General features: G+C 67.5%; 27 protein-coding genes and 1 tRNA gene. 15 read left to right on the forward strand and 13 right to left on the reverse strand.

Translation table 11 applies throughout. The annotated features are described in order from the left end of the window. The first annotated feature begins 61 nt into the window (after positions 1 to 61). From dctP to F3S47_RS06255, 4 genes are all read left to right on the forward strand, one after another. On the forward strand, positions 62 to 1,054 hold the full coding sequence (gene dctP, locus F3S47_RS06240) for a TRAP transporter substrate-binding protein DctP (RefSeq protein WP_150444393.1): 993 nt from the start codon (positions 62 to 64) through the stop codon (positions 1,052 to 1,054). A gap of 63 nt (positions 1,055 to 1,117) precedes the next feature. Then, positions 1,118 to 1,651: a TRAP transporter small permease gene (locus F3S47_RS06245; RefSeq protein ID WP_223877743.1), complete on the forward strand. Its 534-nt coding sequence runs from the start codon at positions 1,118 to 1,120 to the stop codon at positions 1,649 to 1,651. After that, positions 1,648 to 2,943 (forward strand): TRAP transporter large permease, encoded by a 1,296-nt coding sequence (locus tag F3S47_RS06250; RefSeq protein WP_150444394.1) that lies wholly within the window; start codon positions 1,648 to 1,650, stop codon positions 2,941 to 2,943. The genes F3S47_RS06245 and F3S47_RS06250 overlap by 4 nt, the downstream gene beginning before the upstream one ends. A gap of 16 nt (positions 2,944 to 2,959) precedes the next feature. Beyond that, entirely contained in the window at positions 2,960 to 3,403 is a 444-nt protein-coding gene (locus tag F3S47_RS06255; RefSeq protein ID WP_223877744.1) for a type II 3-dehydroquinate dehydratase, read from the forward strand. A 135-nt stretch (positions 3,404 to 3,538) separates the two neighbouring features. On the opposite strand, the gene F3S47_RS06260 is transcribed toward F3S47_RS06255, so the two are convergent. From F3S47_RS06260 to F3S47_RS06280, 5 genes are all read right to left on the reverse strand, one after another. Then, positions 3,539 to 4,516: an ABC transporter ATP-binding protein gene (locus F3S47_RS06260; protein WP_150444395.1), complete on the reverse strand. Its 978-nt coding sequence runs from the start codon at positions 4,514 to 4,516 to the stop codon at positions 3,539 to 3,541. A 6-nt stretch (positions 4,517 to 4,522) separates the two neighbouring features. Continuing rightward, entirely contained in the window at positions 4,523 to 5,347 is an 825-nt protein-coding gene (locus F3S47_RS06265) for a carbohydrate ABC transporter permease (RefSeq protein WP_150444396.1), read from the reverse strand. After that, positions 5,344 to 6,204, reverse strand: coding sequence for a carbohydrate ABC transporter permease (locus tag F3S47_RS06270; protein WP_150444397.1), 861 nt, complete (start codon positions 6,202 to 6,204; stop codon positions 5,344 to 5,346). The genes F3S47_RS06265 and F3S47_RS06270 overlap by 4 nt, the downstream gene beginning before the upstream one ends. Positions 6,205 to 6,354: 150 nt before the next feature. Then, the gene (locus F3S47_RS06275) at positions 6,355 to 7,626 is read right to left on the reverse strand and encodes an ABC transporter substrate-binding protein (protein ID WP_150444398.1); all 1,272 of its coding nucleotides are present in this window, start codon (positions 7,624 to 7,626) and stop codon (positions 6,355 to 6,357) included. A gap of 49 nt (positions 7,627 to 7,675) precedes the next feature. Continuing rightward, positions 7,676 to 9,961, reverse strand: a complete 2,286-nt coding sequence (locus F3S47_RS06280; protein ID WP_150444399.1) for an alpha-L-rhamnosidase — start codon at positions 9,959 to 9,961, stop codon at positions 7,676 to 7,678. A 135-nt stretch (positions 9,962 to 10,096) separates the two neighbouring features. Between F3S47_RS06280 and F3S47_RS06285 the strand changes: the two genes are divergently transcribed. From F3S47_RS06285 to F3S47_RS06310, 6 genes are all read left to right on the forward strand, one after another. Continuing rightward, positions 10,097 to 11,116 (forward strand): LacI family DNA-binding transcriptional regulator, encoded by a 1,020-nt coding sequence (locus F3S47_RS06285; protein WP_150444400.1) that lies wholly within the window; start codon positions 10,097 to 10,099, stop codon positions 11,114 to 11,116. 120 nt (positions 11,117 to 11,236) lie between these two features. Next, entirely contained in the window at positions 11,237 to 11,818 is a 582-nt protein-coding gene (locus F3S47_RS06290) for a rhomboid family intramembrane serine protease (RefSeq protein WP_150444401.1), read from the forward strand. Positions 11,819 to 11,889: 71 nt separating this feature from the next. Continuing rightward, the gene (locus F3S47_RS06295) at positions 11,890 to 12,894 is read left to right on the forward strand and encodes an AraC family transcriptional regulator (RefSeq protein WP_150444402.1); all 1,005 of its coding nucleotides are present in this window, start codon (positions 11,890 to 11,892) and stop codon (positions 12,892 to 12,894) included. 109 nt (positions 12,895 to 13,003) lie between these two features. Continuing rightward, positions 13,004 to 13,831, forward strand: a complete 828-nt coding sequence (locus F3S47_RS06300; RefSeq protein ID WP_150444403.1) for an NAD(P)H-binding protein — start codon at positions 13,004 to 13,006, stop codon at positions 13,829 to 13,831. Between the two features lie 24 nt (positions 13,832 to 13,855). Continuing rightward, entirely contained in the window at positions 13,856 to 14,284 is a 429-nt protein-coding gene (locus tag F3S47_RS06305) for a DUF4345 domain-containing protein (RefSeq protein ID WP_150444404.1), read from the forward strand. Between the two features lie 59 nt (positions 14,285 to 14,343). Beyond that, positions 14,344 to 14,850 (forward strand): anthrone oxygenase family protein, encoded by a 507-nt coding sequence (locus F3S47_RS06310; protein WP_150444405.1) that lies wholly within the window; start codon positions 14,344 to 14,346, stop codon positions 14,848 to 14,850. 92 nt (positions 14,851 to 14,942) lie between these two features. On the opposite strand, the gene F3S47_RS06315 is transcribed toward F3S47_RS06310, so the two are convergent. The 7 genes from F3S47_RS06315 to F3S47_RS06340 all read right to left on the reverse strand — a co-directional run bounded on the left by F3S47_RS06315 (position 14,943) and on the right by F3S47_RS06340 (position 19,516). Further along, positions 14,943 to 15,623 (reverse strand): hypothetical protein, encoded by a 681-nt coding sequence (locus F3S47_RS06315; protein ID WP_150444406.1) that lies wholly within the window; start codon positions 15,621 to 15,623, stop codon positions 14,943 to 14,945. Further along, a complete protein-coding gene (locus tag F3S47_RS06320; protein ID WP_150444407.1) occupies positions 15,620 to 16,486 on the reverse strand; it encodes an SDR family oxidoreductase in 867 nt (288 codons plus the stop codon). Before F3S47_RS06320 ends, F3S47_RS06315 begins: the two co-directional genes overlap by 4 nt. Before the next feature lie 16 nt (positions 16,487 to 16,502). Further along, the gene (locus F3S47_RS06325; RefSeq protein WP_150444408.1) at positions 16,503 to 16,871 is read right to left on the reverse strand and encodes a hypothetical protein; all 369 of its coding nucleotides are present in this window, start codon (positions 16,869 to 16,871) and stop codon (positions 16,503 to 16,505) included. Between the two features lie 11 nt (positions 16,872 to 16,882). Next, positions 16,883 to 17,059: a hypothetical protein gene (locus F3S47_RS19325; protein ID WP_191090101.1), complete on the reverse strand. Its 177-nt coding sequence runs from the start codon at positions 17,057 to 17,059 to the stop codon at positions 16,883 to 16,885. Positions 17,060 to 17,070: 11 nt separating this feature from the next. Beyond that, on the reverse strand, positions 17,071 to 17,436 hold the full coding sequence (locus tag F3S47_RS06330) for a glycine zipper family protein (protein WP_150444409.1): 366 nt from the start codon (positions 17,434 to 17,436) through the stop codon (positions 17,071 to 17,073). A 99-nt stretch (positions 17,437 to 17,535) separates the two neighbouring features. Further along, a complete protein-coding gene (locus tag F3S47_RS06335) occupies positions 17,536 to 18,546 on the reverse strand; it encodes an AraC family transcriptional regulator (RefSeq protein ID WP_150444410.1) in 1,011 nt (336 codons plus the stop codon). A 214-nt stretch (positions 18,547 to 18,760) separates the two neighbouring features. After that, the gene (locus F3S47_RS06340) at positions 18,761 to 19,516 is read right to left on the reverse strand and encodes an SH3 domain-containing protein (RefSeq protein ID WP_150444411.1); all 756 of its coding nucleotides are present in this window, start codon (positions 19,514 to 19,516) and stop codon (positions 18,761 to 18,763) included. A gap of 353 nt (positions 19,517 to 19,869) precedes the next feature. Between F3S47_RS06340 and F3S47_RS06345 the strand changes: the two genes are divergently transcribed. Further along, the gene (locus F3S47_RS06345; protein ID WP_150444412.1) at positions 19,870 to 20,361 is read left to right on the forward strand and encodes a hypothetical protein; all 492 of its coding nucleotides are present in this window, start codon (positions 19,870 to 19,872) and stop codon (positions 20,359 to 20,361) included. Positions 20,362 to 20,521: 160 nt separating this feature from the next. On the opposite strand, the gene F3S47_RS06350 is transcribed toward F3S47_RS06345, so the two are convergent. Next, positions 20,522 to 20,611: transfer RNA gene (locus F3S47_RS06350), tRNA-Ser, on the reverse strand. 268 nt (positions 20,612 to 20,879) lie between these two features. Here F3S47_RS06350 and F3S47_RS06355 point away from each other — a divergent pair. The 4 genes from F3S47_RS06355 to F3S47_RS06370 all read left to right on the forward strand — a co-directional run bounded on the left by F3S47_RS06355 (position 20,880) and on the right by F3S47_RS06370 (position 23,028). Next, positions 20,880 to 21,593, forward strand: a complete 714-nt coding sequence (locus F3S47_RS06355; RefSeq protein ID WP_150444413.1) for a 50S ribosomal protein L21 — start codon at positions 20,880 to 20,882, stop codon at positions 21,591 to 21,593. A 6-nt stretch (positions 21,594 to 21,599) separates the two neighbouring features. Further along, the gene (rpmA, locus tag F3S47_RS06360; RefSeq protein WP_150444414.1) at positions 21,600 to 21,869 is read left to right on the forward strand and encodes a 50S ribosomal protein L27; all 270 of its coding nucleotides are present in this window, start codon (positions 21,600 to 21,602) and stop codon (positions 21,867 to 21,869) included. Positions 21,870 to 21,979: 110 nt separating this feature from the next. Further along, positions 21,980 to 22,513 (forward strand): GNAT family N-acetyltransferase, encoded by a 534-nt coding sequence (locus tag F3S47_RS06365; protein WP_150444415.1) that lies wholly within the window; start codon positions 21,980 to 21,982, stop codon positions 22,511 to 22,513. Then, a complete protein-coding gene (locus tag F3S47_RS06370) occupies positions 22,510 to 23,028 on the forward strand; it encodes a GNAT family N-acetyltransferase (protein ID WP_191090102.1) in 519 nt (172 codons plus the stop codon). The genes F3S47_RS06365 and F3S47_RS06370 overlap by 4 nt, the downstream gene beginning before the upstream one ends. Positions 23,029 to 23,265 lie beyond the last annotated feature (237 nt).

Below are 23,265 nucleotides of genomic sequence, written 5' to 3' on the forward strand. Positions count from 1 at the left end.
TGCCCACGTCTCACGCAACGGCTCCGATCAACGGGGTCACTTGTCATAAGGGAGGAAACCAATGACACATCTCACTCGCCGGACCGCCATGGCCGCCGGCCTCGCCGCGACCACGGCCCTCATCATCCCGGGGGGCGTCCTTGCCCAGGACATGCCGACCCTGCGGCTGTCCTCCGTCGTCTCCGACAACGACATCCGGGCGGAGGCCTTCCAGGGCATTTCCGACGCGGTCTCCGACCAGATCGACCTCGAGGTCTACAACGGCGCGACGCTGGTCCCGCAGGGCACCGAGATGACCGCGATCCAGCGCGGCAACCTCGAGATGGGCCTGATCGCGCCGCAGACCATCGCCGAGCAGATCCCCGAGTGGTCCATCGTGACCTCGGCCTACCTCTTTGACGATTCCGATCACCTTCAGGAGGTCTTCGACAGCGAGGTCGGCGACCAGCTGATCTCTCTCGCGGAAGAGGCGGGCATCCACGTCCTCGCACCGGTCTACTTCGGCACGCGGCAGGTGAACCTCGTGGGCGATGCCGAGGTGCAGACGCCCGAGGATCTCGACGGCGTCACGTTGCGGATGCCCGGCGGCGACGCATGGCAGTTCCTGGGCGAGGCAATCGGCGCCAACCCGACGCCGCTGGCCTACTCTGAGGTCTACACGGCGCTCCAGACCGGGGCCATCGACGGCCAGGACAACCCGCTGCCCAACGACTACAACATGAAGTTCTACGAGGTGACGGACCAGATCGTCCTGACCGGCCATCTCGTCGGCTTCGACGTGCTCGCCATCGGCACCGAGGCCTGGGAGGGGCTCTCCGCCGAGCAGCAGGAGGCCCTGCAAACGGCCGTGGACGAGGCCATCGCCGAGAGCACTCAGCGCCACCTCGACCGGGAAGAAGAGCTGGTGCAGTTCTTCCGCGACGAGGGCCTCGAGGTCTACGAGCCCGACCGTGACGCCTTCCGCGAGTACGCCCAGCAGATGTATCTCGAGTCCGAGTTCGCCGAGAGCTGGCCGGAGGGGATGCTCGAAGAGATCAATGCCCTCGCCGAGTAATCGTCCGCCACCAATCCCGCGGGCCGGATCGTCCGGCCCGCGTCTTCATCCGAGGCTGACCGCGTGACCCCACGATCCCGAGACTGGCCCGCCATTGGCCGGGCCGTGGCAGAGGCCCTGCCGGCATTGCTCCTCGCCGCCATGTTCCTGAGCTTCATCGTCCAGGTCTTCATGCGATACGTGCTGGACAACCCCGTCGGCTGGACCGTCGAGGTCTGCGTCATCGCCTGGCTCTGGATCCTGTTTTGGGGGCAGTCCGTCTCGGCCTCCGAGGAAGACGAGATCCGCTTCGACATCGTCTACGGCGCCGTCTCTCCGGCTGTGCGCCGCTGGTTCCGGGTCGTCTTCTCGGTCTTCCTGGTCGGCATCTACCTCTGGTCGCTTCCGGCTGTCTGGGACTTCGTCAGCTTCATGCAAATCCAGGACACCTCATACCTCGACATTCCGTTCAGCTGGGTCTTCTCCATCGCCGTGGTCTTCATGGTTGTCTCGATCCTGCGCTACGCCCGCATCTTCTGGAGCGCCCTGCGCGGTCATGATCCCCATGCCGCCACGCCCGATCCCGGCACCGTCTCCCGCAAGGACTTCACCGAATGAGCTGGGAATTCGGGGTCACCGTGGCCGCCATCGTCGCCACGGCCATGATCGGGCTGCCCATCGGCCACGCAATGCTGGCCTCGTCGATCCTCTACCTCGCAATCGACGGCCAGGACATGAGCATCGCCGTCGAGCAGATGCTCCAGGGGCTCTACGGCTCCTACGTCCTGCTCGCGATCCCGCTCTTCATCTTCGCCGCCGACCTGATGAACGTCGGGAGCCTCTCCGATCGGCTGCTCGATTTCTGCCGGGCCCTCGTCGGGCGCTTCCGGGGCGGGCTCGGCCACGTCAACGTGGTCTCCTCGCTGATCTTCTCGGGCATGTCCGGCTCGGCGCTCGCCGACGCGGTGGGCATGGGCCGGATCATCATCAACCTGATGACGAAGGACGGGAAATACCCCGCCGCCTATGCGGGCGCCATCACCGCGGCCTCGGCGATCATCGGGCCGATCATCCCGCCCTCGATCCCGATGGTTCTCTTCGCGCTCGTCTCGGATACCTCCATCGGCTACCTGTTTCTGGGCGGCGTCGCACCGGGCCTCGTGCTCGGCATCCTGCTGATGGTGATGAACGCGCTTGCCGCGCGGCGCTACGGCTACCCCGTCGAGGAGCCGGTCCCGGTCCGGCAGCTCCCGCGCGTCACGCTGCGGGCCGTCCCGGCGCTGCTGATGCCGGTGATCCTGCTGGTCGGCATCTACGGCGGCGTCACGACGCCGACCGAGGCCGCCGCGCTCGCCGCCCTCTATGCCTTCGTGGTGTCCACCGTCTTCTACCGCTCCGTGAGCCTCGGCGGCGCCTACCGCACGGTCCGCAATAGCGCCCGCTCCACGGCAAGCGTCGGCTTCCTGATCGCGGGCGCGCTGGCCTTCAACTACGTGGTCACGGTTGAGCAGATCCCCAACGTCATCCGCGACGCCCTCGAAGGGGTCGAGCTCAGCTGGGTGACCTTCCTGCTGATGGTCAACGCGCTGCTGCTGGTGCTGGGCTGCCTGCTCGAGGCCAACGCGATCCTGCTGGTCATCGTCCCCATCTTCCTGCCGACCGCCGTGGCGCTCGGCGTCGATCCCGTCCACTTCGGCGTGATCGTCGTGGTCAACACGATGATCGGGCTCGCGACGCCGCCCTACGGCCTGCTGCTCTTCGTGGTCTCCTCGATCACCAAGTCCCCGGTGGCCGAGACGATCCGCTACCTGCTGCCCTTCCTCGCCATCATGATCGGAGGGCTCGCGATCATCACCTACGTGCCGGACCTGGTGCTCTGGCTGCCCCGGCTCTACGGCTACAACGGATGACGGAAAGGCTTTTCCCGTGACACAGACGCCCACGATCCTGGTCATCAACGGCCCGAACCTCGACATGCTCGGCGTGCGGCAACCGGAGGTCTACGGACACGACACGCTCGACGACGTCGAACGTCTTTGCCGCGCCACCGGAGAGGAGTGCGGCGTCGAGATCGACTTCCGCCAGAGCGACTCGGAGGCCGAGATCATGGGGTGGATCAAGGCGGCCCGGACGTCGGCCGCGGGCATCCTCATCAACCCCGCGGGCTTCACCTCGACCTCGATCGCCATCCTCGACTCCCTGCTGATGTTCGACGGGCCGATCATCGAGGTCCACATCTCACCGCTCTTCCGCCGCGACGAGTTCCGCCACCTCTCCTACGTCTCCAAGGCCGCGACCGCCAAAATCGAAGGGTTCGGCATCCGGGGCTATGCCTTCGCCATCAATCGATTGGCGGACCTGGTCGGGTAGCAGAACCGTCTGACGTCGGTCACGCGGACCGGGCCACTGGCCGGAGCTGCACTTGTTGGCACGCTGGCCTCAAGGCTGCATAGAAGGGGGCTCTTGGCGAGGGAGGGGCCCGACCATGACGACGAGCAGCCCTCTTCAGTACCTGAACTCCTTGTCTGTGTTTGGTGTTGCGTGGACGGTTTGTCCGGGGTTGAAGGTCCGGCTTCCGTCGACGCGGGCGAGGAGGGGTCCGAGGGCCTCGACCTCGAGGTGCAGGATGGTGTCGGCGCCGAGGCGTTCGACGTGGCGGACGCGGCCGGTCCATCGGCCCTCGGTCTCGGAGACCTCGAGGTGCTCGGGGCGGATGCCGTAGACCTCGCAGCCCATCTCGCGGGCGAGATCGCCCTCGAAGAGGTTCATCCGGGGGCTGCCGATGAAGCCCGCGACGAAGGGGGTGGCGGGGCGCTCGTAGAGCTCCATGGGGGTGCCCACCTGCTCGATCCGTCCGCCGTTCAGCACGACGATCTTGTCGGCCATGGTCATCGCCTCGACCTGGTCGTGGGTGACGTAGATCATGGTGGCGCGCAGGCGCTCGTGCAGCTCGGTGAGCTCGATGCGCATCTGGCTGCGCAGGGCGGCGTCGAGGTTCGAGAGCGGCTCGTCGAAGAGGAAGACCTCCGGGTCGCGGACGATGGCGCGGCCGATGGCGACGCGCTGGCGCTGGCCGCCGGAGAGGGCCTTGGGCTTGCGCTCGAGGTAGTCGGTGAGCTGGAGGGTCTCGGCGACGGTCTCGACCTTGCGGCGCATCTCGTCCTTGGGGGTGCGGGCGAGCGAGAGGCCGAAGCCGATGTTCTCGCGCACCGACAGGTGGGGGTAGAGGGCGTAGTTCTGGAACACCATGGCGATGCCGCGCTCGGAGGGCTCGGAGCGGGTCACGTCGCGGCCGCCGATCTCGATGGTGCCCGAGCTCTGCTCCTCGAGGCCGGAGATCATGCGCAGCAGCGTGGACTTGCCGCAGCCGGAGGGGCCGACGAAGACGCAGAACTCGCCCGGCTCGACGGTGAGGTCGACGCCCTTGATGACTTCCAGCCCGCCGAAGTTCTTGCGGAGGTCCTTCAGCTCTACTCGGGACATGGGGGGTTATCCTTTGACTGCGCCGGAGGTCATGCCGGCGACGATCTGGCGGTTGAAGAAGATGAAGACGAGCAGCGGCGGGATGGTGATCAGCAGGATGTTCATGAAGAGCAGGTTCATCTGGCTCACGAACTGGCTCTGGAAGTTGTAGAGCGTCAGCTGCACCGTGATGTTCTCGCGGCCCGGCAGGTAGTAGAGCGGGTGGGTGAAGTCGTTGAAGATGGTGATCGACTGCACGACGATGATGGTCAGCGTCACCGGCTTCAGCAGCGGCAGCACCACGCGGAAGAAGATCTGCCAGGGCTTGGCGCCGTCGATGATGGCGGCCTCGTCGAGCTCGCGCGGGATGGTGGAGATGAAGGCGCGGTAGAGCAGGACGGTGAAGCCCAGGCCGTAGGCCACCTGGATCAGGATCATGCCGTTGAGGGTCTTGAAGAGGTTGATGCCCTGGAGCACCCAGATGGTGGGGACCACCGCGGGCGGGATCATCAGGCCGGCCAGGATGAAGGCGTAGACCACGCGGCTGGTGCGCGAGGGGCGGCGCTGGATGACGAAGCCGACCATGGCGCCGAAGACCACCAGGAGCGCGATGGCGCAGACGGTGATGACGATGGAGTTCCAGTAGGCCAGCAGCAGCGCGTAGTCGCGGGTCTGCACGGTGGTGACGAGGTTCTCCCAGAAGACCCAGCGCTCGGGCAGGGAGAAGTCGAGGCTGCTCGCGTCCTGGGCGGTCTTCATGGCGTTGATGGCCACGAAGAGGAAGGGGATGACGAAGACGACGAAGGCTACGAGGAGCGAGATCGCCCCGATGATGTATCCGCGGCGGGTCATGCCTCGAGCTCCCTGCGGTTGAGCCACCAGGCGAGGGGGGCGACGATGAAGGCGATCATCAGGAAGAGGATGACGTTGCCCGCGGTCGAGAGCCCCCAGAAGCCGGCCTGGTACTGCTTGTAGATGACGGAGGCGAGCACGTCGGAGGAGAAGCCCGGTCCGCCGCGGGTCATTGCCCAGATCAGGTCGAAGAGGCGGAGCCCGCCGATGAGGCTGAGGATGATGACGGTGGTCGTGGCGGGGCGCACCAGCGGCACGGTCACGCGCCAGAACTGCTGGAGCCGGGTGGCGCCGTCGATGCGGGCGGCCTCGTAGTACTCCTGGCCGATGGTGGCGAGGCCGGCGATGTAGATCAGCGTGGCGAGGCCGACGCCGCGCCAGACGTCGACGAGGGCGACCGAGATCAGCGCGAGGCTGGGGTTGGTAAGCCAGCCCGGCCCGTCGATGCCCACGGCGGCCAGGGCCAGGTTGATGGCACCCTCGGTGGGATGCATGAGCTCCTGGAAGAGCAGGCCCACGCCGATGGTGGAGACGAGGACGGGGAAGAAGACGACCGAGCGCAGGAAGCCCTGGGCGAAGATGCCCGAGGTGAGCAGCACGGCGAGCAGCAGGCCCAGCACGGTCTTCAGGCCCGAGGTGAGGAAGGCGAAGACCAGGGTGTTGGTGAGGCCGCGCACCAGGAAGGGCTCGGAGAAGAACTGGACGTAGTTGTCCCAGCCGGCGAAGCGGGCCTCGAAGGGGTCCCAGTAGGTCAGGGAGAAATAGAACGAGGCGACCGTCGGCAGGATGAAGAGCACGAGGAAGATCGCGCCCGCCGGGAGGAAGAACCAGTAGGGGTAGGGAGATTTGCGTCGCATCGTCTGCCCCGGGGCGCGCGCGCGGCGTCCAAATTTGGACGGCGGGTCAACCCGTTCGAATCGTGGAAGAAGTTCGGTCAGCGGCTGTCCCGTCAACCTTTGCCCCGCGGGGCCCGGAGGCGCCCGCGGGGCAAAAGCGGGAGGTAACCCTTACCAGTTCTCGAGGCCCAGCTGACGCGCCTGCTTGGCCACGTCCTGGTCATAGAGCTCGGCGCCGCTCTGCGCGTCGCGGATGCCCGAGCCGACCTCGACCGTCAGCTGCTCCAGCGCCGGACCCTTGATCGGGCTCAGGAACTCCAGAGCAGGCGCCGTCCGCCCCTCCTCCTCGAAGTAGGGGAGCATGTCCGCGACCATCCCGGGGACCTCTTCGGGCAGTTCGCAGCCCTCGACGAGGTAGGGGCCGGTCGCGCCGATGGTCTCGTTGACGACCTCGCAGCCCGCGGGGGAGGCCACGAAGCTCATGAAGTCCTTGACCGTCTCGGGATGCTCCGTCGACGCGGGCGCGTAGAGCGAGGTGGGCATCCAGACCGTCAGGCCGTTCGCCTCCGCGTCGTCGCCGGGCTGGGCGAAGAAGCCCACGTCCTCCATCAGGTCGGGATGGTTCTGCTGGAAGAGGCCGACGGCGAAGGTCAGCATCGGGTAGTGCGCGGCCTCGCCCGTGGCGACCATCGCGACGCCGTCGTCATAGGTCGCCGCGCCGAAGTCCTCGTTGAAGTAGCCGGCCTCGTAGGCCTCCTGCAGCTTCTCGAAGCCACGGCGGGCGGCCGGCGTGTCGGCGTACTTGGCCTCGTTGTTGGTGTATTCCTCGGGAAAGTCCGGCTCTTCCTGCAGGACGTTGTAGAAATCGGCGAGGACGAAGAGCTGGCTGGTCCAGGTGTCGCGGTAGCTCTGCGCGATCGGCGCGATGTCGGTCTCTTCGGCGATCGTGGCGTTGTTCGCCATGAACTCGTCCCAGGTCCGCGGGATCTCGAGTCCGAGCTCCTCGTAGGTGGGCTTGTGGTAGTAGATGCCGCCACCCTGGGCGGTCTCGTAAGGCACGCCGTAGGTATTGCCCTCGGGGCCCTGGACGGTCGAGACGTAGGCCTCGTTCAGCAGATCGAAGCTCTCGATGTCGTCGATCGGGAGCAGGGTCCGGTCGGGGCGGAGCGCCTGCAGGAGCGAGCCGGAGTTGTAGATGAAGAGGTCCGTCATCTCTCCCGTCGCGAGGCGGGTCTTGACGATGTTGTCCCCCTCGCCGCCGCCGGGACGCGTCTCGATGGAGAAGGTCACGTCGGGGTTCATCTCGGTATAGGCCGCGGTCAGCGCCTCGGTCACGGCGACGGAGTCCGCGCTGGAGTCGGTCAGGAAGGTGAGTTCCTGGGCAAGGGCGCCGCCGGCCGAGAGCGTCAGCGCGATGGCGGTGGTGGTCGTCAGTCTGGACATGGTTTTCCTCCCGTTTCGCCCGGTCCTCCCCGGGCGGTTTCCAGATTGGTCAGCTGAGATCGAAGGTGATCTCGTGGGTTCCGGGGCCGTAGGTGCCGCCCCCGATCTCGTCGGCCGCGACGGCCTCGCAGCCCTCGGGCAGGGTCACGCGGTAGGTCACGCGACCGCCGTCCACGCTCCAGCCCGCCTCGATCCGGCCGTGCCGGCAGTCGTGCCACATGGAGACATGGCCGAGCTCCGGCAGGACCGTGGGAGCGAGACGCACGCGGTCGAAGCCCGGCGCCTCGGCCACGGGCTGCACGCCGGCCACGTCCTCGAAGAGGAACTGGCACACGGCCCCGTAGGCGTAGTGGTTGTAGCTGTTCATGGAGGGCTCGTAGATCGTGCCGTCCTCGCCGATGGCGTCCCAGCGTTCCCAGATCGTCGTGGCGCCCCGTTCGACCTGGAAGAGCCAGCCGGGCACCTTGCGGTTCAGGAAGACCTTCTCCGCGAGATCCGTCATCCCGAGCTTGCAGAGCGCGGGCAGCAGGGCAGGGGTGCCGATGAAGCCCGTGCCGATGGTGTAATCGGCATCCTCGATCACCCGCCGGAAGTAGGCCCTGGCCGCGTCGTGATGCTCCGCCGGCACGAGGTCGTAGAGGAAGGCCAGCGCGTAGGAGGTCTGGTCGTTGTGGGCCAGCCGCCCCGTGGCCGTGAAATACTCCGCCGTGAAGGCGGTGCGGATCTCCTCGGCGCGCTTCGCCAGACGGTCGGCCTCGGCGGTCTCGCCGATGATGGTGGCGATCTTCGAAGCGAGGTCGTTCGAGATGTAGTGGTAGAGCGTGGCCGCGCAGTCGTCGCCGATGGTCGGCCGCGGCTTGCGGTTGTCGCCGACGGGCTGGAGCCAGTCGCCGAAGGTGAAACCCTTCTGCCCCCAGGTGGAGTGCGGCAGGATGATCGGCCCGTCGGAGATCGACCACAGGTAGTCCAGCCACTTCAGCATGGCGGGGAAGCACTCGCGGAGGACGTCCTCGCGGCCGTAGTGCAGGTAGAGCTGCCAGGGCATGATGGTGATGACGTCGCCCCAGCCGGTGGAGCCCGCCCAGTCGCCCTCGAACTTCGATCCGGGACGGCGCGTCGGGTCGGGGGCGAAGTGGGGCACGCCGCCGTCGGGGCGCTGGTCGTGCATCACGTCGCGAAGGTACTTGCGCAGGAAGCTCTCGCTGTCGGCGAGCCAGCAGGCGGTCCCCGCGAAGACCTGCGCATCGCCGGTCCAGCCGAGACGCTCGTCCCGCTGCGGGCAGTCGGTCGGCACCTCGATGAAGTTGCCGCGCTGCGACCAGATGGTGTTCTGCACCAGGCGGTTGACCGCATCGATGCCGCACTCGAAGCCGCCGGCGAGATCGGGGACGGAGGACACCGGCACAGAGACGATCTCCGAGATCTCGGCTTTCCCCTCGATCGTCACACGGGCGTAACGGTAGCCCATGAAGGTGAAGGCGGGAGCCCAGGTCTCCTCGCCGTCGCCCTTGAGGACATAGCTCAGCGCGGCGCGGGCGGTGCGGTAGTTGCGCCGGTCGACCTTGCCGTCCGGCCCGAGCACCTCGGCGAACTCGATGTAGAGCCGGGCGCCTTCCTCTCCTCGGGTGGTGACGCGGGAGTATCCGGCGACGTTCTGGCCGAAGTCGTAGACGGTGGCGCCGTCCTCGTCCCAGCTCTCGACCGGCTCGAGGGCGGCGAGCTCCTTCACGGCGCCGGTCTCGTGCGCGACGAGCTGGTCGGTGTCGAATGTCAGGACCTCGACGCCGCCAGTCTCCTCGAGAGTTTCGAGCCGGGCGTCGTGGTCCTCGCCATAGTAGATGCCGGTCTTGGTGATGGGGAGGAGGCCGCTCTTCCAGGTGTCGTCCGTGCGGCAGACGACCTCGCCGTCGGAGACAACCTCGGCGATGGCCGCGATGCGGTCGCCCCAGCAGTTCGGTATTGCCAGTTCGCGCCACATCATGGGCGAGCGGTACCAGCCGTCGCCCAGCCAGATCTCAATCCGGTTCTCGCCGGGGACAACGAGATCCGAGATGTCATAGCTCTGGTAGGCGATGCGGTCGTCGTAGCAGGTCCAGCCGGGGGTCAGGCAGTCGTCGCCGACGCGCTTGCCGTTGACGAAGGCGCGGTAGAGGCCCTGGGCGGAGACGTGGAGGACGGGAGCGCCGCCACCCGCGTACTCGAACCGCGTCGCGACGAAGCTGGCGCGCGTGCCCTGACCCTGATCGGTCTCCGGCGCGATCATGTCCGCCGTCCACTGCCTGCGCTCAAGCTCCGCGGGCGCCGCCGTGCTGCGCCGGGCGTCGTCTAGACTCATGCTGTCCTCCCTTTGACCGGCTCGCGAATCTTGTTTCGTAAACCGTTGCACGTAGACTGTTATACATCATGAATTGCCGTGCAAGGGTTTTTTCCGCATAAGTGACGGAGAGGTGAGACGCGGAAGGGTCGGGACATGTCGAGCGAAGGGGCGGCACGGGACGGGAAGGTGACGATCCGGACCGTCGCGGAGGACGCGGGCGTCTCCGTCGCGGCCGTCTCGAAGGTGCTGCGCAATGCCTACGGCGTCAGCGATGCGATGCGCGAAAAGGTGCAGGAGTCGATCGCCCGGCTCGGCTACCGCCCGAGCACGGCCGCGCGCGGGATGCGGGGGCGGACATTCAGCATCGGCGTCCTCCTCGTCGAGATGCGCAACCCCTTCCTGCCCAGCCTCATGGACGGCGCGAAGGAAGTTCTACGGGAGGCGAGCTACCAGGCCTTCATCAGCGTCGGCGAGGCGCGGGCGGCGATCGAGAGGTCGCTGATCGATTCAATGATCGATCTGCAGATGGACGGCGTGATCCTCGTCGCGCCCCGGCTCTCCGGCGAGCTCCTGGCCCGCTACGCCAAGCAGATCCCCATGGTCGTGATCGGCCATCACGAACCGGGGGCCGAGGCCTTCGATACCGTGAACTCTGACGACCGGACCGGCGCGAGGATGGCCGTCGAGTCCCTGATCGCGGGTGGCCGGGAAGACATCCAGATGGCGAGCTTGCCGCGGAAGAACGGCGAATTCGACGTCTACGTCGAACGGGAGAGGGGCTACTACGAGGCGATGGAGGCCGCCGGTCTGGGCGACCGGGCCAAGGTCTGGCCGCTCCGCGAGCAGCCGGAACGCCCGGGGCCGGCCCTGACCGGCCTTCTCGACCTTGATCCGCTGCCCGAGGGCATCTTCTGCTGGAGCGACATCCACGCCGTTCGGCTTCTCAACGAGGCGAAGATGCGCGGGATCGATGTCCCCGGCCGGCTCGGCATCGTCGGCTACGACAATACGCCGGCGGCGGGGCTGCCGCTGGTCGGGCTGACGAGCGTCGATCAAAGGGGCGAGGAGATCGGACGCCTCGCGGCCGACGTCCTGTTGTCGCGCATCGGCGGGCGGCAGGTCCCGGAACACATACTGGTCACGCCGAAGCTGGTGACACGGGGCAGTTCATAGCCCCCGCCGTCCACTTCAGAGTTCGATCGCACGGTCAGGCCGTCCCCAATCCGGAACGCGAAGGCCTTTGATGGCGCCGCGGAGACCTCTACCTTAGCCGCAATGAGAAAGCGGGATCATATGCGCGCATTCTTTCGCCGCGCGACGGCTCTTGCAGCCTTCGTCGCGCTGCTCTGGGCGGTCCAGGTCGTCAACTGGATCGTCGGATACGGCTTCAACCCGGCATTCGGCCTGATCCCGAGGCACCTCAGCGGCTTGGACGGCGTCATCGCGATGCCGCTCCTGCACGGGAGCTTCGCGCACCTGGTGTCCAATACGCCGCCGCTCCTGGTGATGGGCGGGCTGCTGGTGGCCACGGCCACTCGGGCCTTGCTGGCCGTCAACGCCGTGGTGATCGGCCTCGGCGGCGGTCTCGTCTGGCTGTTCGGGAGCTTTGCCATTCATATCGGGGCGTCGGGCCTGGTGTTCGGCTGGTTCGGCTTCCTCGTGGCGCGCGGCTTTCTGGATCGCTCGCCGATCACGCTCGGCGCGGCACTCCTTGTCGGTGTCCTCTATGGCTCCATGCTGTGGGGCGTTCTGCCGGGCCAGCCCGGCGTCTCCTGGGAGGCCCACCTGTTCGGCGCGATCGCGGGCGCGGCTGCTGCATTTCTGGTGAGAACACATGTCCACGCTCCGCGCCTCGGAGGCGTCGACGAGGACTGAGGCAGCCCGGACCGGCTCGGCCCTGACCATCGAACTTGGCCGCCAACACCGCGCAGAATAGACTGCTCGGAATGGGTTACGTCACGTCTCTTTTCGCTCGCAAGATGGTGGCCGCGGCAGGCGACGGCATCAGGGCGGACGAGATGCTGAAGTCGGTTGGGATCGACCCCGAAGACCCGTGGGACCCCAAGCAGATGATCCCGGCCGAGAGCTACTACGACATGCTCGAACGCATCGCCGAGCAGATCGACGTCACGGATCTTCCAGTGCGGACCGGCGCGTCGATGCGTCTCGACGAATACGGAGCGCTCGGACTCGCGTTCAAGGCGGCAACGAGCCTTGGCGCCTCCTATTCGCGGGTCGAACGCTATGCCCGGCTCTGGACCAGTGTCGTCGAGTACGAGCTGCGGCCGGCGAATGGCGGGACGCTCTTCATCCTGCACCGCGCCGGCGAACGGCGCCTCGGGATGCGGCTGTCGAACGAGGCAACTCTCGCGAGCGCCGTGTCGATCGCCCGGCAGGTCAGCCCGGTGCCGGTCTCGCCCGAGATCGTCCTGGTCCGACATGCCGCACCGGTCTCGGTCGCGGCGCACGAGGAGTGGTTCGGCTGCCCCGTCCGCTTCGACGCGGAACTCGACGCGATCCTCTATTCGCGAGAGACGCTGGACCGGCCGAACATTCTCGGCGATGAAGGGATCTCCCGCTACCTCATCTCGCATCTCGACGCGGAGCTGTCGCGGATCTCGGACGTTCCCGCGGTCGTGAGCCAGGCCAAGGACGCCATCGCGCAGGCGCTCAGCGAGGGAACCCCGAAGATGTCGGAGATTGCGCGCCGCCTGGGATTCAGCGCGCGGTCGTTCCACAGGCGCCTCTCCGAACACGGGATGAGCTACCACGCCCTGACCGAGGAGACTCGCCGCGATCTCGCAGAAGGGCTCCTGCGTGATGATCGGCATTCGCTGGCCGAGATCGCCTTCTTGACGGGCTTTTCCGAGCAGAGCGCCTTTACCCGCGCCTTCAAGCGCTGGATGGGCACGACACCCGCAAGCTACCGCAAGGAACGCGCGGTCCCCTGAGGCATGCCTTGGCGACGAGGGTCAAAACCTTGGCGAGCGCGGTCAAGATCGGGCCGGACCGGTCCGGCTATTCCCATGGCGACCGAAACCGACAGCCAGGGAGACCCCCATGCAAGACCGACCCATCCTCGTCATCGGCGCCACCGGCAAGACCGGGCGCCGCGTCGCCAGCCGTCTCGAGGCCCGCGGCGTCGCCGTCCGCCGCGGCTCGCGCAATTCCGCCATCCCGTTCGATTGGGAGGCGCCCGAAACCTGGGGCCCGGCCCTGTCAGGCGTGCGCGCGGCCTACGTCACCTACTTCCCGGACCTCGCCTTCCCGGGTGCGGTCGAAGAACTCGAGTCGCTCTGCGAAACGGCGCGGGACGTCGGGGTAGAGCACCTCGTGCTGCTCTCGGGCCGGGGCGAACATCATGCCCGGCTGGGCGAGGACGTGGTCCGCGCCTCCGGTGTCGGCTTCACCATCGTCCGCGCGGCCTGGTTCGCGCAGAACTTCTCTGAAGGCTACCTGCGCGATCCGATCCTGGCGGGCGTCCTGCCGATGCCGGGCGGCGACATCGCGGAGCCGATCATCGACATCGAGGATATCGCCGATGTCGCGGTCGCGGCGCTGACGGAGGACGGCCACAGGGACCAGCTCTACGAAGTCACGGGCCCCCGGCTGATGACCTTCGCCGACATGGCCGCCGCGCTCTCGCAGGCCACGGGTCGCGAGATCCGGCACCTGCCGATCAGCTTCGAGGAATTCCACGCGAACGTCGCGCAGGCCGGCGGTGACTTCGTCGCCGACGTCTTCACCGGCATCGCGCGGGAGACGCTCGACGGACGGAACGCCCACACCACCGACGGCGTGATGCGGGCACTGGGCCGTCCACCCCGCGACTTCGCCGACTTCGCACGCGCCGCGGCCCGCGCCGGCGCCTGGACGAGCGCCGCCTGACGCCATCCGAGAAAGGAACGTGACATGAAACTCACCATTCTGGAACAGACCGCGCTCGGTCTCTCCGGCCTCACGGCCTTCACCATCGGCGCATCCATCCTCTTCGCCCCGCATGCCTTCTACGCCAGCTACGGCATCACGCTTGGCGGTGACGCCAACCTGTTGAGCGAATTGCGCGCGCCCGGCGCGGGCCTCGCCGCCTTCGGGGTTCTCATGCTGCTGGGCCTCTGGCGACGCGCGCTGTTGCCCGTTTCGATCGCCTCGGCGCTCACGGTGTTCCTCGCCTTTCCGGCGGGGAGGCTCGTCGGTCTGCTCCTCGACGGGATGCCGTCCGGCAGCGTGGTCGCCGCCCTTGTCGTCGAGCTTGCGATCGCGGCGCTTCTCCTCGCCGCCTTCCGCCACCGGCGCTGGCAACCGGCCCCGCCACTCCCCGCCGGTCGTCCCGCGCGATGACAGCAGCCGCGGCGCGGCCCCTCCGGTCGCGCCGTCCCATTCTCCAAGGAGTCCGCCCGATGTCGCCCCTCGTCTATTACCTCGCTCACCTCACCGTTCTGGCCTATGCGCTGGTCGGTGGCGTCTTCCTCGCCTTCTCCGACTTCATCATGCGGTCGCTGTCGCTCACCAGCGGGCACGGCGGTGCCGAGGTCATGCAAGTCATCAACCGCGAGGTCTTTCGCTGGGTCTTCATGACCCTCTTCCTCGGCCTGGCGGCGGTGTCGCTGGTGTTGGTCGTCCATGCCGTGTTCTGGCTCGACGGAGCGTCGGCCACGCTGATCGCAGCTGCGGGCGTCGTCTACCTTCTCGGCTGCTTTGCGGTCACGGTCGTCTTCAACGTGCCGATGAACGAGGCGCTTGCCGGAATGGACCTGGCTGAGGCGTCCACCGAAAGCTACTGGAGCGGCACCTACCTGCCGCGCTGGACCTTCTGGAACACGGTTCGGACCATCGCCTGCGGCCTGGCAGCAGCGCTGTTGCTCTTCGGGCTGACGGCGCTGTCCCAGGCCCAGCACGCCCAATGACAAGGACGGTCAACCTGGCGGAGCATGTGCGTCACCAAATCGAGGTGCGCCCGGCCCCGGCCCGGGAGGTGGACCGGGGCGGATGTCCCTAGTCAGGCAGCGACCTCATTGTCGAACGTCGTTTGGCGACCCCGCAGAAGCACAAGGCCCACGGCCACGAACCACAGGATGGCGCCAAGGCCGAAGACGGCGCCGGCGGTCTCACCGAGCGGCGGCAGGATGGTCACGAGACCCGCCGCGCCGCTGACCGCGCCGATCGCGGCCGTGATGCGGCCAAAGATGCCGCTCGCGAACGCCGCCAGGCTCACGGTCAGGATCCAGGCCCCGCCGGCGATCTCGTTGCCGCCGCCCAGGCCCAGCTCGACCGCGTGCAGTGTCGACCACAGCTCGGCGGCGGCCTCGGGATCGGCGGCGAGGGCGTGGACCTGCTCCACCGTGACATTGGCGATCATCCCGGCGCCGAGGACCAAGGTGGCCCAGATCAGACCAACGGCCCCGGCTAAGGCGCCGGCGTCGGGTCGCTCCTTGGCGATCCGACGGTGCAGCGCGACGACCAGCACCGCAAGTGCCAGAGCGTTGACGACGTAGATCGTGGTGTTCCACGCGATCATGACGCCTGGACGCTCGGCGATATAGGCGACGACGGCGGGCACATCGATCTCGCCCGTGCCGAAGCCCAGTGGCGCGAAGACGGTGACGAGGAAGACGAAGCCGAAGATGTAGGTTGCGGCGCAGAGGAGGGCGGCGAAGCCGCCGGCTTTGGTGAGAGTCATTTCTTTGCTCCTGAAGGATGGTGGGCCGCCTCGGCGGCAAGGGTTGCGAAGTGATCCGAAAGGCGCCGCGTGCCGAAGCGGGGGGCGACCATGTCGTGCCCCAGCGCGGTCAGGAAGAAGCGCGCTGGTCCGCTGATCCGGCGCGGCATGATCGGCATGACCGAAAGCGCGGCGCGGCGCAGGGCATCCGGCAAGCGGGCGATGCGCGGCTCGGTCCCGAGGGCCGCAAAGGCGGCGCGGGCGATCTCGTCCTGCGTCATCACATCGGGGCCGCCGATCTCGGCCCAGCCCCGCCCGGCGTCCGTCGCATCGGCCACGGCCACCGCCAGGTCGGCGCCGTGTATCGGGTTGAAGCGCTGCGTTCCGTCCCCGAAGAGCCAGACGCGGCCACGCCGCGCCATCTCGAAGATCTCGCCCATGTCGGAGAAATAGCCCGTGGGCGCGATCACCGTCGCCGGCATGTCGGAGGCAAGGAGCGCGTCCACGAAGGCAGCCTTGGCGTCGACCAGCGGCACCCCCCTCATGGCGTCGGCCTTCAGCACGTGAATGTAGGCGAAGCGCCGGACACCCGCCGTTTCGGCCTCGCGCAGGAGGTTCAGGTCGGCCTGGAAGTCGACCTCACGGTAGCCGAGCCCGTCGGCCTGCCGCGTGATGCCGAGCGATGAGACGACGAGGTCCACCCCGTCCATGATCCCCTCGAGCGAGTCGGGCCGGGTGGCCTCGGCCTCGATCAACACGTCGGCCAGCCCCTCGGCCCGCCGGGCGTCGCGGACCAGAGCGGTGACGTGGTGCCCGCGCCGCGCGTATTCGGCGCAGAGAAAGCGCCCGAGATAACCGGTCGCGCCGGCAACGAGAACGTTCATGGGTCGCCTCCGGTGTTCAGGAAAGACCGACGCCAAGCGCGGCGGCGGCCATGAGGAAGAGGATCGGCGTCCAGAGCAGGCGCTCCGGGCGCGAGGGGCTCGCGGCGTTGGCGGCGAGCGACAGGATCGTCAGCGCAAGGGCGGGCCAGAACAGGGGCGCAAGCGGCAGGACGCCGACGCCGGCCCGGGCGAGCACCGCCCCGGCCATGGCGCACAGCAGCGCGGCCTGGACCAGTGCCAGCGCCCGCCAGGCCGGCGGCAGTCGGCCGGGAAAGCGGCCGCCGACCGTCAGCCGGCCGAGCGGCGCGCCGGCGGCGTTGGCCAGGTGCATCAGCACCGGCAACGCGGCCAGCCCGGCATAGGCGAAGGCGAGACTCTGGGTCATGGGCCGGCCCCTCACCACCACCGCAGGCGCGCCCGAAGGGAAGGAAGCGGCGCGCGCGCCCTCTCCTCCGCCAGGCCAATATCGCCCCAGAGGTGACGGGGCGGATAGGTGGACCGCCGTGCCGGCTGGCGCGGTCCCGCGGTCAGCAGGCGATGCAGGCCGGTCATGCGGGTCGGGACGTGGTTCATCACGCCCTCCCTCAGTTCACGACCGCGTGGCCGCGGCCGCGCAGGCAGTTGAGGACGACGGTTTCCCGCGTGTCGCTCGCCTCGGACACGCCGGCCGCGGCGCCCGCGAGAGCGCCGACCATGGCCCCGCCGAGCGCGTCGCCCTCGTCGTCGACCTCTCCCAGGAGGCCGCCGATACCGGCGCCGATGGCGGCCGCGGCCATGGTCTCGTGGTCCAGCTGCGACTGGCTGCGGGCGAGGCTGCGGCAGGCGGAAAGATCGCTCTGGAACTGCGCGCTCGGGGCGCCGTCCAGGATCGGGTCCACATCCGTTCCCATCTCCGCGCAGGCGCCCAGAAGGGCGGTCAGGCAGAGCGGGGCGATCAGCATCGGTTTCATGTCGTCTCTCCTTCGACGGGCCATCGTGTCGAGAGAGGAGCTACCCGCTCACGCCGGGCGACGGCATGACCGCAGGGATCAGCGGATTGACCTTCGGCATCAATTGGCAAGCCAGGCGGACGGGCTTGCCCCGGTCCAGCGCCGGAACGCCCGGACGAAGGCCGAAGCCTCGGAGAAGCCCAGAAGGTAGGCCGTCTCCCCGACTGAGACCTTGCGGGCGCTCAGGTAATCCATCGCCATCCGGCGGCGTAGGTCGTCATGGACCTGCGCGAAGGTGACGCCTTCGTCCTTCAGGCGGCGGTAGAGCGTCTGCCGGCTCATCCCGAGGTCGCGGGCGATCCGGTCCATCGACAGCGTCCCTTCGTGCAGGTCCGCGAGCATCCGCGCCTCGACGACCGAGCGGACCGTGTCGTTCACGGCCAGCTCCTCCAGCAGACCGTCGGCATGGCGGGTGAAGACGCCGAAGACGTAGTCCTTGCCGCCGTCGAACTGCTCGTCGAGCCAGACCGGGTTGATGCGCAGCGCGTTGCGAGCGGCGTGGAAGGTCACCGGAATCCGGAAGAGCTCCGGGTAGCGGTTGGCATGCGGCGGCGGCGCGTAGCTCACCTCGAGCGCCTGTTCGAAAGGGTGTTCCGGGGCAGAGCGGCGAAACTCCGAGATGAACCGCGCGAAACTTGCCTCGGTCGCCATCCAGTTGCCGTCACAGGGGCGGTTGTCCACCAGCCAGACGGCCTCCCCGTCGCGCTCGAGCGCGAACCTGTCCCGTCCGCCGGAAAGCGGCACATCCGCCATGAGGCGCGCATAACGGTTCAACTGCTGCAGGCTGTGCGGGAAAGAGCTGGAGGCATGCACGATCTGGCCGACGATCGACATCGTCTCCAGCCGGGTCTCCAGTACGTGGCGGAGGAGCAACGAGGTGTCGCCTGTCGCCTCGATGCCGGCGGCGATGAGCGCCTCGTAGGCCGCGACAGGGATGCGCCTGTCCTGATCCGCCAGATCGTCCACGGTCAGTCTCGAAGCTGCCAGGAGCCGGTCGCAAGGTGCCCCTTCGGCCACCGCATAGTCGAGGAAAGCGGCCGCGAACCCGGCGGCCATGGTCTGCTCCGACATGCGGCAGTCTCCCGGGGGGTCAAGAACCTGATGCGCCCGGTCATGCCCCCGCCAAACCGGCGCGGGCAGATTGCCTCAAGGCTTGACGTTGGGACAAGAGCTTTGGTGTGCCCTATGCTTGCTCTGTCCGGCGAGGCCTTGGGGATGCTGGTCTGGAAGCCCCTCAATCACTGCGACGGCGGTTCGGTGCTTCAGCGCAGTCGGCCTCATCTCCCTAGGGGAAGGTCCAGCCGTCATGTTCGATTCGCATGATGCGTATCGCTGGGTCTTCGAGCGAGGTATCGTGCATCAAACGAAAGACCGCAGTTTGCGGCTGTCCGTAGTTCCGGAACGTCGCGTGGACGGTAAACATGCTGCGAAACATCGCGCGTTCGGGAGCAGGGAAGACCTCCAGGTTGGAGATATCGGCATCCTGCGTCCCGAACAGGGGATGTGCTCCCAGGTCTCCCTGGCGCAGACGCTCGACGACGTCCGGGAAGAAATAGCTCCGTGCGACCGACGGGTGGAGCGGTCCGATCGAACTTGCACTCGTACCGGTGCGCTCCTGCTCGTAGACTTTGCGCACGAGGGCCACTGCTTCCGCGATAAGCGGATCCCCGTTTGCCTGGACGGGCGACGTGTCCTCTTCCAGGAAATGCGCCGACACCCAGCCCTTGGTGGCCCGGTCCGAGCTTTCCATCAGACACCATCTGGGCGGAAGGTCGGCTTTCTGGTCCTCGGTCAGCCGATAGTAGAGCTGCGCGGGGACGAAGGGCACGCAGGTGATCATCTGTAGTCCGGTCGCATCGTGCGCAAACGTGTCGATCACGATGTGATCTGTTCCCGGGCCGGTTCGGACATTCAATGCGTCGTTCGAGGCAACGCCGCTGACTTGCCAGGCATCGGGACCGTGGCCGTCCGCCTGGGCGAGGGCCATGGCGGGGATCATCAACGACAGCAAGGCAATCGGTGCAGCGGATACCTTGAACATGACAGCAACCTCCGAACTCTCTACTGCGCCGAGCCTACCATTGAAGCCCCGCTCCTCAAGACCCCAGGAGTATCGCGGATACGGTGCTTGGACCGAGGTCCCGCTTACCGGGATTCACAGCGGTTGCCCCGGCGAACGCTGTCGTGCGACGCTTCCTGCTGCGAGGGGTTGGATGGCCAACTCGCGGAGGCGTTCAAAGTAAATTGGGTAGAAGAGTGGATCGGTAGGTCATGTCGTATTCAAGGTTTGGTGCGGTTCTTTCGTTCGCCTCGAGCGTGATCGTGGTCGCCGGTTCTGCGCCCTCTTCCGCTCAAACCGAGGGGTCTCTCTGCAACGCGACAGCGCCGCAGCAAATGGAGCCCGTTGCCGCCCAGCTGGAAGGCCGTTGGACGACGACCTTCAACCCCGGTTATGTCGTCATGGGGTCCATGGTCATGCCGCATCCGGCTGCTCCGTCTCCGGAGACAGGACGCATGGAACGGACCGGTGGCGAACTGACGATTGTTCCGGACAGTCCCGACGGCATCGCCCTGCCGCTTGAATGGGAGACGGAAGTGAACTGGAGCTTCGACCGGGCCCCCAGACTGCCCGATGGAGCAAGCGGCGCGAATGTCCCGGAACTCGCCGTCGATGATGAAGACCTGTCCGTCATCGCCGGATGCTCCGTCAACGAGCTACCTCGGTTGGTCGGGACCGGATCGGCGACGATGGACGGCGTAACGCTGGCGTTCACGACCCGGATGATCGTCGTCAATCCCGACCTAATATTTGGTTTCCAGCAAGTTGACGGCGTCGTTCGCGGTCAGAGCATGGTCGAACGCCGGTCGTTCGTCATGTCGCGATAGAATTGCCCGGGCTTTCCGGGAAGGGCAGGGCATCAAGTGTAATGATGTGCTTAGCAGGTTGTGAAGCAATCGGCCTGGACGGACGCTGCCAATCTGGGCGCGACCATTCTTCAATGCCTAGCTACATATAGTTGAATTGTAGCCGCAACGGGCGAGGAAGTGGCGGAGAGACAGGGATTCGAACCCTGGGACCCCGTGAAGGGTCAACGGTTTTCGAGACCGCCCCGTTCGACCACTCCGGCACCTCTCCGCGGGGGTCGTGTGACGGGGCAGATAACGAGGGCGGCGGGGCTCTGCAACCCCCTTCGGCGGGGTTTCGGGACGCTCGCGCGGGGCCTTGACAGGGGACCCCTCGCGACCGCATAAGCGCGGCTTCCGGGACCTGCGCGCCAGCGCGGGACCGGGCTATTGGTAAATTCGCTCCACCGAGGGCGCGCAGTCACAGGGCGGGGCCCGGCCCCCGTGAACGTCTCCGGAAGGGAGAGGCCCGTAGGCGCGGCAGACAAAGGAAGACAGCCATGTTCGCGGTTCTGAAGACCGGCGGCAAACAGTACAAGGTCACGTCGGGCGACGTGATCCGTGTCGAGAAGCTCGCGGCCGACGCGGGCGAGACCGTCCAGTTCAACGACATCCTGATGATGGGCTCCACCGTGGGCACCCCCCTCGTCGAGGGCGCGGGCGTCCAGGCCGAGGTCATCGACCAGATCAAGGGCCCCAAGACCATCAACTACGTGCGCCGCCGGCGGAAGCACTCCTCCAAGCGCACCAAGGGTCACCGCCAGAGCCTCACGCTCCTGCGCGTGACCGAGCTGATGGAGAAGGGCGCCGACAAGTCCGGCGTGAAGGCCGCCGTGGGCGCGGGCTCCCTGACCACCTCCGAGGCTCCCGCCGCGAAGCCGGCCGCCAAGAAGGCCGCGCCGAAGAAGGACGCCGCCCCGAAGACGAAGGCCGAGGCCCCCAAGGCCGAGACCGCCGCCACGACCGGCCGTGAGCCCGGCAACCTCCTCAAGGAGGCCCGCGACGGCAAACCCGACGATCTCAAGAAGATCACCGGCGTCGGCCCCAAGCTCGAAGGCACCCTGCACGAGGCGGGCGTCTTCCACTTCGACCAGATCGCCGCTTGGGGTCCGGAAGAAGTTGCCTATATGGACGAGAAGCTGTCCTTCAAGGGACGCATCGAACGTGATAACTGGATCGAGCAAGCGACCCAGTTCGCCGCCGAGAAGGAGTAACGACAGATGGCACACAAGAAAGCAGGCGGTTCCTCCCGCAACGGGCGCGACTCTGCGGGTCGCCGCCTCGGCATCAAGAAGTTCGGCGGCGAAGCCGTGATCCCCGGTAACATCATCGCGCGTCAGCGCGGCAACAAGTATTGGCCGGGCCAGGGCGTCGGCGAAGGCAAGGATCACACGATCTTCGCCACCGCCGAGGGCCGCGTGACCTTCCGCAAGGGTCTGAAGGGCCGTACCTTCATTTCCGTACTACCCGCAGCGGAAGCCGCCGAGTAACCCGGTCGAAACAGACCACGACATTGAGGGGGACCGGCGGGGAGGCCGGTCCCCCTTCGTGATTCCGGGCAACTGTTGCCCGGCTTGCGGGTCGAGGAGGGACCCTGTTCATGTTCGATACGTCCAACGACCAGCCGACGATCCAGGCCGAGCGCTTCGTCCTGCGGCCGCTGCGCCGCTCCGACGCCGGGCTCATCGGGCTATACGCCGCCGACAAGCGAATGGCGGAGATGACCCGCCAGATTCCGCATCCCCTGCCGCCGGGCGCCGTGGAGGCGACCATCGAGAACGCCCTCGATCCCGAGCGGAAGGAGGACGTCTGGGCGATCGACGGGCAGGCCACCGGCCTGGCCGAGGTCGTGGGACTCGTGCATCTCGCGCGGCTCGACCGGCAGCAGTCCGAGATCTCCTACTGGATCGCGCCGCAGCTCTGGAACGCGGGCCTCGCGACCGAGGCCGTCCGTGCGCTCCTCGCCGCGAACCCGCACGGCAGCCGCGAGTGCTTTGCCGAGGTCTTCCAGGACAATCTGCGCTCGGCCCGCGTCCTGACCAACTGCGGCTTCAGCTACCTCGGCGACGCCGAGGCCTGGTCCGTGTCGCGCGGCGCGATGGTCCCCACCTGGACCTACATGGCCAAGATGTGACCCTGCAGACCGACCGGCTCGTCCTGCGCCCGCTCGAGCCGGGCTATGCCGGACCCATCACCGATGCCCTGCAGGACTGGGAGACGGTGCGGTGGCTCTCGGCCGTGCCCTGGCCCTATGCGCTCGAGGATGCCCGCTGGTTCATCGAGGAGTGCGCGGCCGGCCGGATCGACTCGCTCGCGGTGACGCACGAGGGGCAGCTCATCGGCGTCATGGGCGGCGGCGACGAGTTCGGCTACTGGTTCGCCCGCTCCGCCTGGGGGCAGGGCTTCGCCACCGAGGCCGCGCGGGCCTACCTCGACAGTCACTTCGCCGATCCCGCGGCCGGTCCGGTGCTCTCGGGCCACTACCTGGACAACGCCCGCTCGCGCCGCGTGCTGGACAAGCTCGGCTTCCGCGAGACGGGGCCGCGGCCTCTCCATTCCCGGGCCCTTGGCCGGGAGTTCGAGAGCATGCGGATGCGCCTCGACCGGTCTGACTGGGAGGCCTCCGTTGCGTCGCGCCCGCAGGGTTAACCCAATCGCAAGTCCCGGAGTCTAGACCTCCTCGCGAACGTTCCGCGGGGGGTGACGCCCTCGCGCCATATGGCAACTCGTGGCAGCCGGCGCCCCAGGGGCGCAGGTCCAGCGCGACGTGACCTTGGGGGGCTTGGCATCCCTCCACGGCCCCGCCCCGAACGACGGATCAGACGAAAAGGGCCCTCGAGGTCCGCAGCCCGGCACCGGCAGCGGTGACCCGGGCCCGAGGTGCGG

Source organism: Histidinibacterium aquaticum, from assembly GCF_008710275.1.
GTDB lineage: Bacteria > Pseudomonadota > Alphaproteobacteria > Rhodobacterales > Rhodobacteraceae > Oceanicola > Oceanicola aquaticus.